The sequence below is a fragment of the Flavobacterium eburneipallidum genome, from assembly GCF_027111355.2.
Lineage (GTDB): Bacteria > Bacteroidota > Bacteroidia > Flavobacteriales > Flavobacteriaceae > Flavobacterium > Flavobacterium eburneipallidum.
On sequence record NZ_CP114291.2, the window covers coordinates 2,000,932 to 2,013,951 of the forward strand.

10 protein-coding genes and 1 other RNA gene are annotated in these 13,020 nt (G+C 33.0%); 6 read left to right on the forward strand and 5 right to left on the reverse strand.

Translation table 11 applies throughout. The annotated features are described in order from the left end of the window. The first annotated feature begins 196 nt into the window (after nucleotides 1-196). From OZP15_RS08240 to OZP15_RS08260, 5 genes are all read left to right on the forward strand, one after another. The gene (locus OZP15_RS08240) at nucleotides 197-640 is read left to right on the forward strand and encodes a DUF4268 domain-containing protein (protein ID WP_269225017.1); all 444 of its coding nucleotides are present in this window, start codon (nucleotides 197-199) and stop codon (nucleotides 638-640) included. A 64-nt stretch (nucleotides 641-704) separates the two neighbouring features. Then, nucleotides 705-2,618: a DUF3857 domain-containing protein gene (locus tag OZP15_RS08245; protein WP_281335840.1), complete on the forward strand. Its 1,914-nt coding sequence runs from the start codon at nucleotides 705-707 to the stop codon at nucleotides 2,616-2,618. Further along, nucleotides 2,618-4,588, forward strand: a complete 1,971-nt coding sequence (locus tag OZP15_RS08250; protein WP_269225021.1) for a DUF3857 domain-containing protein — start codon at nucleotides 2,618-2,620, stop codon at nucleotides 4,586-4,588. The genes OZP15_RS08245 and OZP15_RS08250 overlap by 1 nt, the downstream gene beginning before the upstream one ends. A gap of 647 nt (nucleotides 4,589-5,235) precedes the next feature. Further along, the gene (locus OZP15_RS08255; RefSeq protein WP_269225022.1) at nucleotides 5,236-5,388 is read left to right on the forward strand and encodes a hypothetical protein; all 153 of its coding nucleotides are present in this window, start codon (nucleotides 5,236-5,238) and stop codon (nucleotides 5,386-5,388) included. 256 nt (nucleotides 5,389-5,644) lie between these two features. Continuing rightward, nucleotides 5,645-5,830, forward strand: coding sequence for a hypothetical protein (locus OZP15_RS08260; protein WP_269225023.1), 186 nt, complete (start codon nucleotides 5,645-5,647; stop codon nucleotides 5,828-5,830). Between the two features lie 549 nt (nucleotides 5,831-6,379). Here the strand turns inward: OZP15_RS08260 and ssrA are convergent. After that, nucleotides 6,380-6,776: a transfer-messenger RNA gene (ssrA, locus tag OZP15_RS08265) on the reverse strand. Nucleotides 6,777-6,929: 153 nt separating this feature from the next. After that, nucleotides 6,930-8,138, reverse strand: coding sequence for a serine hydrolase domain-containing protein (locus OZP15_RS08270; RefSeq protein WP_269225024.1), 1,209 nt, complete (start codon nucleotides 8,136-8,138; stop codon nucleotides 6,930-6,932). 190 nt (nucleotides 8,139-8,328) lie between these two features. Here OZP15_RS08270 and OZP15_RS08275 point away from each other — a divergent pair, with 190 nt between their 5' ends. Next, nucleotides 8,329-9,531, forward strand: coding sequence for an NAD(P)-dependent oxidoreductase (locus tag OZP15_RS08275; protein WP_281335841.1), 1,203 nt, complete (start codon nucleotides 8,329-8,331; stop codon nucleotides 9,529-9,531). Between the two features lie 25 nt (nucleotides 9,532-9,556). On the opposite strand, the gene OZP15_RS08280 is transcribed toward OZP15_RS08275, so the two are convergent. The 3 genes from OZP15_RS08280 to OZP15_RS08290 all read right to left on the reverse strand — a co-directional run bounded on the left by OZP15_RS08280 (nucleotide 9,557) and on the right by OZP15_RS08290 (nucleotide 12,969). Continuing rightward, nucleotides 9,557-10,210: a 3'-5' exonuclease gene (locus OZP15_RS08280; protein ID WP_281335842.1), complete on the reverse strand. Its 654-nt coding sequence runs from the start codon at nucleotides 10,208-10,210 to the stop codon at nucleotides 9,557-9,559. Beyond that, nucleotides 10,207-12,117 carry a DUF294 nucleotidyltransferase-like domain-containing protein gene (locus tag OZP15_RS08285; protein WP_281335843.1) on the reverse strand — a complete coding sequence of 637 codons (1,911 nt, stop codon included), beginning with the start codon at nucleotides 12,115-12,117 and terminating at the stop codon, nucleotides 10,207-10,209. The genes OZP15_RS08280 and OZP15_RS08285 overlap by 4 nt, the downstream gene beginning before the upstream one ends. A 78-nt stretch (nucleotides 12,118-12,195) precedes the next feature. After that, a complete protein-coding gene (locus OZP15_RS08290) occupies nucleotides 12,196-12,969 on the reverse strand; it encodes a TerC family protein (protein WP_281335844.1) in 774 nt (257 codons plus the stop codon). Nucleotides 12,970-13,020 lie beyond the last annotated feature (51 nt).

A 13,020-nucleotide genomic window follows, 5' to 3' on the forward strand; every position in this document is an offset into this window, starting at 1 on the left:
TAAAAAAATTACCGCTAATTCGCAGATTTTAAAAATAAATCAGAACTGTTTCATTGCACTAATTTAAAAATTAGTGTTAATTTCATCTCATTTGTGTTATGAAAATCAGCGAATCAGCGGTGTTTTATTTAGAATGTCTTTAGCTTCAAAAGGGAATGCCCTGACTTAAGACTCACAACTTATAACTTATAACTAAATGTACAGCAAAGAAGAAAACCAACGATTAAAACGAGAATTTTGGATTGCATTTGCCGAAAAGTATCCTCGCAAATGGATTTTGTATGATACAAAAATCAAGGATTTCTCTTTTAAATTTTTTGTGGATAATAAAAAAGCCCAAGTTTTAATCGATATCGAACACCGAAGTGACGAAAAAAGAACCATTTATTTCGAAAAAATAGAGTCTTTAAAAACGATTTTAGAAGAAGATCATATCAAAGATGTAGTCTTTGAGAAAAACTTTGTCCTCGAAAGTAGCAAAACCATCAGCCGCATTTGGGTAGAAAAAACAGGCGTTAGTGTTAGCAATAGAAACTATTGGGACGAAATATTCGATTTCTTTTTCGAAAAAATGAATGCTTTGGAAATGTTTTATTTTGAATATGAAGACTACATCAAGGATTTAGAAATTAATACTTAAAAAATACTTAAATTCTTATACTCTTATCGCAAAACCTTTATATTTGGGAAAATTTTAATTGATAATGAAAAAACTATTTTTACCACTTTATATTGTGTTTTTTACTTTTTCAGCCCATGCTCAAAAAACCTTTGAAGAGTACAAAAAACAATATCCTGATTTTAATGAATTGGTAGTAGAGCATTCCCAATCCTATGATTTTTCGATAGAAAAAAGTAAAATAAAAATCATTCAAGACAATCATTATGAGTCTATAATTCTGACTGAAAACGGTATTCTTCACAATAGCGAATCCTTTACTTATTCTGAATTATCCAAACTTATTGGTTATGAAGCCTATACTGTTATTACTGCAAATGGTAAGGAAAAAAAGATAAAAGTTACCCAGACTAACGAGTCAGCTTCACGCCAAAGTGGTGTTTTTTATGATGATACAAAAGAGCGTCAACTTATTTTTCCGAACCTTGAAGCGGGTGCTAGAAAAGTCTATAATCATCAAATTGATTTTGTAGATCCCACTTTACTTCACAAATTTGCTTTTGGTGGTAATGTACCTGTAATGAGTACTTTTTTAGAAATTAAAACGGACAAAAATATTCATATTGGATACAAAGTATTCAATGATCCATCCAATACTATCGAATTTTCTAAAACAGAAAAAAAAGGAAAATGGATTTATAAATGGAGTTTAAAAGATATGAAACCCTTGAAGTTTGAGGGAAATTCTCAAGGCTATTTGCATATTGCTCCTCACATTACTATTTATCTTGAAGATTATACCATCAATGGTAAAAAAACAGAAGTCTTTGGAAATCTTGATAAATTATATGCTTACAACAAAAACTTTTTAAAAAACCTAAACCAAACTGAAGACCCAACATTAAAAGCAATCACGTTAGACCTTATAGCTAATAAAACTACCGAGGAGGAAAAAGTAAAAAGTATTTTCTATTGGGTAAAAGACAACATCAAATACATTGCTTTCGGCGATGGATACGAGGGTTTAATTCCCCGACAAGCCAGTGTAATTTGCGAAAGAAAATTTGGCGATTGCAAAGATATGTCTAGCATTATTACAGCCATGGCTAAATATGCTAATGTTGATAATGTGTATATGGCTTGGATCGGAACAAGAGAAATTCCTTATTTACATAACGAATTAGCGTTACCAGCCTTGTACGATCACATGATTGCGGTTTACAAAAAAGGAGAGGAATACATTTTCTTGGATGCTACAGACAAAGAAACGCTGTATGGAATTCCAACTGGTTTTATCCAAGGAAAAGAAGCCTTGTTGAGCATGGGCGATACCTATAAAATTGTTCCTGTTCCAATTGTAGCTCCAGAGAAAAATGAAATAAAAGAACGGGTTAATTTGAAAATAGAAAAAGACAAACTTATAGGTTCAGGTCAAATTGAATTTAATGGTTACAACAGAAGTCGTCTTTTGTCACGCATTGGTGATGCCACCAACAAAACCCGATTCGAAATGATAAAGGGGCTGGTTCTCAAAGGCAATAACAAATTCAATTTAAAAGATTATACCGAAGCCAATATCAAAGACAGAGACAAGCCTTATCAAATCAACTACAATTTTGATTTAGGAAATTATATTATAAAAGTAGATAAAGAAGTTTATGTCAGTATGTTTCTGGACAAACCACTAGAAAAAATGATTATCGAAAAAGACCGTTCCGCCAAGTTTGAATTCGAGCATTTGAACTACTTCAATAGCCAGTACGAAATGGAAATTCCTCAAAATTGTTCGGTAAAATATGTACCAAAAAACGTTAATTTGGATAATGATTACCTAAAAGCATCTATCGTTTATGAAGTAAAAAACAATAAAATTATCTTGCATTTCGAATTGAAACAAAAGAAAATATTGTTAGACAAAACCGACTTTGAGCCCTGGAATTCAACCATCAAAGAACTGAAAAACAATTACACAGATACACTAATTTTATTAGAAAAATAATGAAAACAAATCGTCTAAAAAACACCCTTAACCTATTAGTTCTTTTAAGTTCATCCGTGATTTTTGCACAGGATTATTCCTTTAAAAACTACGATTGGAACGAAAAAGAAACCAAAGTTGAAATTCCAGAACAATACAAAAACGAGAAGGAAGTTATTCTAGAACGTACTATCAAAATAGAGATTGTAGTTTCAGGCAAAACCGCCAAACAATATCATTTGTTACACGAAAAAGTATTAATCAATTCTGATGATGCTATTGAGCGCAACAACAAAATCTACATTCCTTTTAGTCTAGACGAAAGTGTTTTGGTCAATAAAGCACGTGCTATCCTCAAAAATGGTACAGTAATTCAATTAGACAAAAAAGACATCAAAGAAGATGTAGATCAGGAAAAGGGAATGAAGTACAACTATTTTGCCGTGAATGGATTAGACAAAGGAGCTGTGATTGAAAAAATTTATGTGCTTGAAGAAGGACCTGAATTGACTGGAAATACCATCAAAATGCAAGACGATTATCCAATTGGTAAATTGAACTTCGAACTGATTCATCCGAATTATTTGGTTTTCAAAACCAAATCTTACAACGGATTGGGCGAACCAAAACTAGACGACAAAACCATTGCAAACACCGTTATTGTTAGTGTAAACGAACAAAACATTCCTGCATTAGACAATGACGAAAACTATTCGAATTGGAATTTACAGCTAAAATTATTTCGCTACAAACTGGACGAAAATATAATGAACGGCGGAAGAAATTTGAATAATTTTAAAGATTTTTCAAATAATTTATACCAAAGGTTGACTGCTGAATTGGATAAGAAAACGCAAAAAATAGTAGATGATTTTTGCAAAACCATTCCAAAATCAAACGACTTGCAAGAACAAATTTGGAACATCGAAAACAAAATAAAAAAGACCATAACTTATGATAGATACATTGATTCAAAAGAAAGTGTAGCAGGAATAATTGAAAGCAAACAAGCCAATCAAACGGATGTTTTAAGAATATATTTGGCAGTTTTCAAGAATTTCAATATCGAAAACAATATGGTTTTTACCTCTAATCGATATAAAATTCCATTCGACAAAGATTTTGAAAGTTTTGAAAACTTAAGCGAATTATTGTTTTATTTTCCAAGTATTAAAAAGTATTTAACACCTACTGAAGTACAATACCGCATTCCGTTATTTCCTGCGGCTATCGCTAATAACAACGGATTATTCATCAAAGAAAAAACCTTTGCTGGAGTAAAAATGGGTATTGGCGAAATTGATTTTATCGAAATTCCTGGAAGCGAAATCACCCATGATATCATGAACATCACGGTCGATTTTACTAAAGATTTAGAAAACCCATTAGTAACAAGTAATCTTACTTTTGGCGGATATTCAGGATTAAATTTTCAGCCTATCAAAGATTTTGCTTCGGCTGAACAATACAAAACTTTCTTGAAAAACGTTGCCGAAAATTACACCGTAGAAGCCGAATATAAAACCTTGACGACCGAGAATGATGGAATCGATTTTATAGGCAAAAAACCTTTTGTGTTGAATGTTTCTTATGAAGGAAAAGATTTGACTAAAAAAGCAGGAGAAAATTATTTATTTTCTGTAGGCGAAACCATTGGCAAACAAATGGAGTTTTATCAAGAAAACAAAAGAACCTTACCAGTAGAGATTGATTACCCACATTATTACACTCGAAAAATTAAAATTTTGTTGCCAAAAGGAGCTACAATCAAAAACCTAGATAAATTTAATTTGGATTTCAAAACCGTAATCGACGGAAAAACACAAGCCGAATTTGTTAGTAAATACACTCAAAAAGGCGATGAAATTACTGTAGATAATGTTGAGTATTACAAAATTATAAACTATCCGCTGAATAAATTTGATGATTACAAAGCCGTCATCAACGCTGCTGCCGACTTTAATAAAATAGTTATTATTGTGACAAAATAGAATCAGGCTAAAATTTAAAAGACCGCAAATTGACTAATTTGCGGTCTTTTTTTTGGGGTTATGGTTTTGATGTGTTTCTTTGAAATCCATATAGTTAACAAAATACTTTAATAGTTCAATTACTTTGAATTTTACGAGAAAATCAATATCACTATAAATCCTCGTGCTATTCTCTCAATAATTTTTACGATAAGTACATAGGTTGACGGACGTGTAATCGGTTCCGTTCAACAGGAGTTTCATTGTTCGTGCTGCGCACGCAACGAAACTCTAGCTGTTAGCCGTCGTTATTTTAGCCTTTAGTTTGTTTTCTGCTTATTGTTCGTCGGAATTGTGTGTTTGTTCGGGAAAGTTTTGTTAAATTCTCTTTGTAGTCTCAAAATTTTTACATATTTTTGCAAACTATCTGTCTAAAATAATTATGCCTATGAAAATAAAATGAGGAGTGATACTCAAATACCTGAAGCTACGGGAGTAGTATGGTATAATACGGAGGTTTTCAAATTCTTTGCTATGGAGGCGGTGAAATTTGGAATAACCTTGCTAATCGAAAGATATAGCTAAATTAAGAGGTCGGAAGTGTTAGCGCACTTTCGGCTTTCTTTTATTGTTCTTTAATTTATTGCATAACCTTAATTTAAAATTGTATGAAAAATCGTGACGGATTATCAGACAACCGAATGGGCAAAGGTTTAATTGTAGCCCCTAACATAATTTTAGATTTATGGATTCACATCCGAAGCCCTGGTGGCATAAACTTGAAGTCATTATTCCTGCAATTGGAACGGCAGTGGAAATAGTGAAATTAATTTTACCTTACGTAGGGTAGAGTTGAAGAAGACTTGGTAGTTGAACCTATCGGGTCTTTCTTTTTTCTCTCTTTAAGAGCCTTATCAGTTGTAATACTAATAATATCTCTTTAAACGACTTTGCAAATGTAATAACATAATTTCATATATTCAATAATTTTATTGAATAATTTAATAAAAATTTTTCATTTACTCAAACACACAATTTCAAAGAACTTAATTTAACCTTTAATAACAAACAATAATTATGAAATTCATCGATGTTACAGAAAACGGCTCAAACATTATTAAAACAATAGCAACCGATAAAATTAAAACTTTAGAGTCTTTCCAATTTAAAAGTGGAATAGATGGTTGTATTATTTATTTTACCGACAAAACTGAACTTTGGGTTAATCAAAGTAAAACTGAAATTATAAAACTAGTTGGTTAACTTAATATTAATACTCTTTCTAAATCTCGTTGAACATATTCAAGTGTCTGCATTGCGTTTGCGTATGTTAGACCTTTTAGTTTTTCAGTTATCTCTTCAATTAGCTTCTTATTTTCGGAAGTTTCCATTTTCAGTTATTCTTTATCCTAGTTGCTCATAATGACGGCTAACTTGTATATAACCGAAACAAACCTTCGTATATACACCCAAAATCGGGTAGATTGGCGAAGGTTTGTTTTGCTTTTTGTTTTTTCAAATATATTAATTTTTTCTTACAAATCATTAAATAGACTTTTATTTATTAAATACTTTTCGCACTAATTTTTGAGTCAATTTACTCACTATTCATTGTTTTTTTTAAGGTGTTAGTAATTCTTCGGTTTCGGAGGTTTTGCTGTTATTCTGTTTTAATAATTTTTGTATCCAATACAAATAGGGAGTTTGTCCTAAAATTATGCTTTTTTTCTTCTAGTCAAGAACTTAACTTTTTCATTGTTAAGATTTTAAAAAAACAAAATAGCCTGCAAACATATTGTTTACAGGCTATTTTTGTGGAATCGCCGGGAATCGAACCCGGGTCCAAACAAGCAATTCAAGAGCTTTCTACACGTTTATTTCCTGATTAGATTTTCGACTTTGTGCTCGGCCAGAAACAGCCACACATTGCTTATCTTCTTTAGCTTCAATATTCATCCGAAGATTATGAACATCTAGGTTTAAATTTACGATTTACCTTGACCGACCGCTATAAACCAGAGCTTTCGAGGTAAATCCTGCTTTCCTACCTGGTAGGACGAGGCTAATCTTACTATGATTCAGATTATGCAGCAAGAGCGTAGTTTCCTTCGCCGTGTAAAATGTTTGAAACCTTTTATTTACGAGAATTGTCCCAGTTCTCGACGTGCTTACTTTTCAATTCGACTTGCTGTCAAAACCAGTCGACCCCTTTTTTTTAGTAATCAGTGTTCAGTGTTCAGTGTTCAGTGTTAAACTGGATTTTTAAAAAACTAAACAATTACTATTATGCAAATGTACACTAATCTACTTCAATTTGCAATGCTCACAACTGAATACTAAAAACTGAACACTGATTACTTTCCTATTCGTCGCTTAACTTAAAAGGATATTCTCCAAAGATTGACGATAATTTTCGAACAGCATAAGTGTTTTTAGTGTATTTGTTAGATAAGGCAATGATGGTTACGCTCTCATCTGTAAGAGTAATGTATGAAGAAGTAAATCCGTGCCACCAACCGTTGTGGAAATAAAAATTCTTACCACTAGGCCAATTGACCATTCGAATTCCCAATCCATAATTTTTTGTTCCTGGATGTTCGTTGCTGTAGCCTACATATACTTGTTTTAATAACTTTGGCTCTAAAAAAGAAGGCGAATTTCTGGCTCGGTCAAATTTTAGTAAATCTCGAGGAGTAGAGTAGATGTTTTTGTCGCCATAGACTTTATCTAAATAATCAATGCCAATTTCTACTTTATTGCCTTTGTAGGATGGAGCAACATTGTGTTTGTCTTTGTCAAAATCCAAAACAAAAGTATTTTTCATTCCTAATGGTTTGAAGATCATCTGGCTCATGGCTTCTCGGTAAGACTTTTTAGTTACTTTTTCGATAATCAAAGCCAACATTGCATAATTAGTATTGCAATAAGCAAAGCGTGTTCCTGTTTTCTGTTCCAATCCAATGTTTTTGGTTCCCATTATGGTCAAAATATCCTGATTGGTCAAAGTGTTGTGTCTGTCCCAAACATTTTTATCACGATCGGTAAAATAAGCGTAACTACGCATGCCACTTCGGTGACTCAATAACATTCGAACGGTAACATCTGGATATGGAAACTCTTTTAAATAATGGGTTACTTTTTGGTCTAAATCGATTCTTTTAGCATTGACTAATTTTAAAATGGCAGTAGCCGTAAGTACTTTGCTTACTGATGCAATATGAATAGGAGTGTCGCTTGTAATGGGCGTTTTATCTCTAAAATTAGCAAAACCTTCGTATTTTTCGAAAATAATCTGACCATTTTTGGCAACCAGAAAACCGCCATTCATACTATTGTTAGGCCAGTTTCTGTTGTAGAACGATTGTACTTTAGTTTTCTTTTCTTCTAAATAAGCAGTTGTTAGTTTTGGCGATTCATTTTCTAAAGGTTTCATTTTAGGTAATGTACCTTCGGGCAATTCATAATCTTTTAATTCGGGTGCTGCATTTTCCTTTGCTTCGTTTTTACAAGAACTCATCACTACCATCAGGAGCAGTATTTGTAGTATATTTGCGCTTTTGATAATATTCATTTTTAAATTAGTAGATTCACAAATATATTGAATCCAACTCTTTTGCTCGTTTTTTTATTGAAAACTTAACAGTGTTTTTTCAACATTTTTAGTTAGTAGTATTCATTATATTGGTTATCAGTTTTTAAAGTTTTTTGATACCCAATAAAAAAGTGCAATTAGTTGTAATAATATTCAAAGCATCCAAGATATGAAATTCGGAATTATAAAAGAGCGCAAAACCCCAACCGACAAAAGAGTGCTGTTTTCGCCTAATGCTTTAGTGCAATTAAAGAAACTTCAGCCTGACTGTGAGGTAAAAATAGAAAGTTCGGCTGTTCGTATTTTTAGCGATGACGAATATAAATTCAAAGGAATTGAGGTAACAAATGACATCAGCGATTGCGATTTTTTATTTGGTATAAAAGAAATTCCTGTTCAGGATTTGATTCCTAATAAATCGTATTTCTTTTTTTCGCATACCATTAAGAAACAGCCTCATAATCGAAAGTTGCTACAAGCTATTTTAGAAAAAAATATTGATTTATATGATTATGAAACCATTGTAGATGCCGAAAATCATCGATTAATTGGTTTTGGAAAATATGCTGGAATTGTTGGAACTTATAATGCTATCCGTGCTTTCGGACTAAAGTTCGAATTGTTTAAATTGCCAAAAGCAGAAACCCTTTCGGGCAAAGAGGCAATAATTGCTCATTTGAAGCGATTGGTTTTGCCTCCCTTAAAATTTGTAGTTACCGGAAATGGAAAAGTGGGTAAAAGCGTTAAAGAAGTATTGAAAGCCATAAAAGTAAAAGAGGTTACGATTGAAAATTATTTGACTAAAAAATACACCCAAGCCGTTTTTACCCAAATTGATGTTTTGGATTACAACCGCAGAATTGACGGAAAGCTTTTAGATAGAAATGATTTTTTTGAAAACCCACAAGAATATACTTCCGATTTTGAGCGTTTTACCAAAGTTTCGGATATTTATATTACCGCACATTTTCATGCCAATGAATCTCCAAATATTCTGACTCGTGAAATGCTTCAAGCCAATGATTGCAATATAAGAGTGGTTGCTGATATTGCTTGCGATGCCAATGGTTCTGTTGCTTCAACCTTGAGATCATCTACTATTGCTGAACCTTTGTATGGTTATTTACCCTCTGAAAATAAGGAAGTAGATGTTTTTCATCCCGCAGCTATTGTGGTTATGGCAGTTGATAATTTGCCGTGCGAATTGCCCAAAGATTCCAGCGAAGGTTTTGGCGAAATGTTTATAGACCACGTTATTCCTGCTTTTTTTAATAATGACAAAGACCGAATTCTAGAACGAGCTAAAATTACAGAAAATGGAAAATTAACACCTAGATTTAGCTACTTACAGGATTATGTGGATGGGGAATAAGTGTTCAGTAATCAGTATTCTAAACCTACTTAAACAACCGTTTCCAAGTAACATCGCCTTTTTCTTTTAGTTTTTTTAGAATTTTTAGAAATGCAATAGCAGTAATATAGGCATCTCCCAAGGCGGTATGGCGGTCTTTTTTAGAAATATCAAACTTATCGGCAAGATCGTCTAAAGTGTAATGGTCTTTTCTCTCAAGGAGATAGGAATTAATAAGCGTTTTTTTGTATAGAATGGCGGTGTCTAATGACCTGTTTTTCAATTCGGGTAAACCATTTCTTTCCAATGCTTTGTTAAGCATTTTCATATCAAATGCAGTATGATGAGCAATGATAATCGAATCTCCCAAAAAAGCTAAAAACTGTTGCAAAGCTTCTAATTCCTTCGGGCGATCTAGTACAAAATCTTTCAGGATTCCGTGAATTTGGGCTGTGGCTTGGTTGTAATGTTCTTGTTCTATATAAATTTCAAAACTATCTTGAATATGGATAGTATTGTTCTGCAAAGCAATAGCTCCGATAGAGAGAATGCGGTCTTTTTCATAATCAAACCCTGTAGTTTCAGTGTCTAAAACTACAAATCGAGTGGTGTTGATGTCACCAAATGCACTTTCGTCAAATACTTCTTCCGTATCCCAAAAAGGAAAAAAAGCTTTTATTTTTTCAAGTAAATTCATCATACTAGGTTGGATACATTAAAACGGATGGTAATGAGTTCTTGCAATTCCTTGATGGTTTTGAAAGTGCTTTTTAACTTAATTCGTTCAGCTTTAGACAAGGATTCCAAAGCGATATATTGCCCCGAATCATTGTGCAAAAGTCCTTGTTTGGTTCGGAATTTCAATAACACTTTATGAGCATAAGCACAAGCCAAATACAATTCTCCATTTTGAGGTTCTAGTTCTGCTAATTTTTCAAAACGTTCGGATGTATTACTTATTGATTTTACGGAATGAGACAAAATCAAAACCCTAGCTGCATCTGCCAGTGGCATCAAAGCTCTGTTTTTTATATCGAAAAAATCTTTGTTGACTCCGTTTTGTTCCAATAAAAATTGTCTAAAAAATCCAGTAGGCGAGGGGCTTTGCAAAGCACCGCTGACCAAATGTGTATAAAAAATAGGATTGGCTTTGATGTCTTCAAAAATAAAATCGGATAAATTATTGGCCAGTTCGCTATCACCATAAGACAAACTATAATCAAAAAATATAAAAGACAATAAGACTTCTGTTTTTCCAGTATTAGTAATCCAATGGTGAATCATATTTTTCCATTGTTCGAGATTCAAACACCATTTAGGATTGGATGCCATCATCTCGGCAGGACAATAATCATAACCAATTTCAAAAAGTCCTTTATTGACATGAGTAGCCAATGTTATAAAGTATTGTTTGGTTTCAGCAGCCAATTCTTCTGGCACATCTTCATAAATCAAGGCATTATCCTGATCGGTATGCAAAAGTTGCTCACTTCGTCCTTGACTTCCTAATGCCAACCAAGAGAATTTTACTGGTGGAGGCGTTGCCATTTTATCTAATGCTAATGTAATGACCTGTTTGATACAGGCATCATTCAATTCGGTGATGATTTTCGAAGTTAGCGTCATCGGGATATTTTGATCTAAATAGCCTTGTAACAACAACATGATTCGAGAGCGAATGGGTTTGATATTTTTGAACTTCTTGGCTCTTTTGATTGCTTTTATTAAAACCGCTGGATTGTTTCCTAAAGATACCATTACATCGTGTTTGGATAACATTCCAACCGCTTTCGAGTTGACAGTTCCATCTTTGGTAATACACAAATGGCTTATATCGCTTTTCATCATCGCCATTTGAGCTTGGGTTATGCTCATTTTTTTGGGATAAGTAATCACGGGAGTTGTCATTATTTCGGAGGCAGCTGCTGTAATTGGAAAAATTCCAGTTACGATTTTGTTTCGCAAATCTTTGTCGGTAATAATTCCTATAGGCATTGTGTTTTCTTCTACAACTAGAATGGCTCCTACATTTTTTTTAGTCATTATCTCGGCAATTTCCTTAACAGTTGTTGCTGCTGAACAGCTCACTATTTTTTTGGAATATTTGATAGGTTGTAAATCCAATAAATTAATATCGGCATCTAGAGCTTCTTCACCGTATAACTTTCCACGATGGCTTTTGGAATAGGGATTTAGCGTGTTGGCAGCAAAACTTTCTATCAAAAAATTTCCCACGGCTCTATTTTCTTGTGCATAGGGTTTAAAAACAGCAATCGGAATGGCATAAAGAATTGTTTCTTCAAATGCTTTTGCTTCCATTTTATAATTCTCGTTGGCCAAAAGGGGTCTTAACCCAAAAATATCGCCTTCGTCACACATGTCTAAAATATCATTCTGAAAACTGGTTCGAAGCGCCACAGCTCCTTTGTGAACCACATAAAAACAGTCGTGTGTTTCTTCGTTTTCGGCAAAAACAACGCTTTCTTTCTCTTTATAAATTATGGATATTTGTTCGGATATAATTTCGAGTTCACGAGGTTTTAAAAAACTAAAGGGCGGGTAGTTTTTCAAAAAATCAGCAACTCTATGGGAAATGGTATTTTTCATGATGCAAGTTTGTAAAAAACGAAGTTAAAATTTTTTGGCATAAAAAAAGCTCCGTTATGGAGCTTTTATCAGAATATTTTATTTCTTTTTCTTATCGACTTTCATATTCAAAAACTCTACGAATAAGGAGAAGGAAATAGCAAAATACAAATAACCTTTTTGTACTGGTGTAACGTGACTACCAAAGATGAGAGCATTAGATAAATGCGCACTTTCGGTAATTAACATAAAGCCAATGAGGATTAAAAACGACAAACCTAATATCTGGATAGATGGGTGTTTGTTGACAAATGCTCCAACAGGAACGGCAAATTGCATCATAATCAAAACCGAAATTACCACAGCTGTAATCATAATATAAAGTGCTCCTTCAACACCATTTGTCATTCCCACAGCGGTAAGAATACTATCAAAAGAGAAAACTAAATCAATCATGATAATTTGTAAAAGGACTCCTTGAAAGGATTTGGCAGCCGATTTACCAATTTCTTTTTCTTCTTCGCCTTTTTCATCTACTTTTTCGTGAATTTCTTTGGTACTTTTATAAATCAGGAATAAGCCACCTAATAATAAAATAAGACTTTGACCCGTAACTCCTGCTGAAAACCAGCTAAAGTCAATATAAAACCAAGGCTTTTTCATTCGAATCAAAAAACTGATTCCAAACAACAAAGCAATTCTCATAAACATAGCCAAGAACATTCCAATTTTGGTAGCTTTTTTTCGTTTTTCGGGCGGTAATTTTCCTGTTACAATCGAAATGAAAATAATGTTGTCAATTCCTAGTATGATTTCTAGAAAAGTTAAAGTTAATAGCGCAATCCAAGCATCAGGATTTAAAAATACTTCCATTTTAAGTATGAATTATAAGTTATGAATTATGAGTTTTTGTAGCTTAAAATC

Coding starts and splice junctions, on each gene's coding strand:
- OZP15_RS08240 (WP_269225017.1), top strand. CDS start 197: ATGTACAGCAAAGAAGAAAACCAACGATTAAAACGAGAATTTTGGATT.
- OZP15_RS08245 (WP_281335840.1), top strand. CDS start 705: ATGAAAAAACTATTTTTACCACTTTATATTGTGTTTTTTACTTTTTCA.
- OZP15_RS08250 (WP_269225021.1), top strand. CDS start 2,618: ATGAAAACAAATCGTCTAAAAAACACCCTTAACCTATTAGTTCTTTTA.
- OZP15_RS08255 (WP_269225022.1), top strand. CDS start 5,236: ATGAAAAATCGTGACGGATTATCAGACAACCGAATGGGCAAAGGTTTA.
- OZP15_RS08260 (WP_269225023.1), top strand. CDS start 5,645: ATGAAATTCATCGATGTTACAGAAAACGGCTCAAACATTATTAAAACA.
- OZP15_RS08270 (WP_269225024.1), bottom strand. CDS start 8,138: ATGAATATTATCAAAAGCGCAAATATACTACAAATACTGCTCCTGATG.
- OZP15_RS08275 (WP_281335841.1), top strand. CDS start 8,329: ATGAAATTCGGAATTATAAAAGAGCGCAAAACCCCAACCGACAAAAGA.
- OZP15_RS08280 (WP_281335842.1), bottom strand. CDS start 10,210: ATGATGAATTTACTTGAAAAAATAAAAGCTTTTTTTCCTTTTTGGGAT.
- OZP15_RS08285 (WP_281335843.1), bottom strand. CDS start 12,117: ATGAAAAATACCATTTCCCATAGAGTTGCTGATTTTTTGAAAAACTAC.
- OZP15_RS08290 (WP_281335844.1), bottom strand. CDS start 12,969: ATGGAAGTATTTTTAAATCCTGATGCTTGGATTGCGCTATTAACTTTA.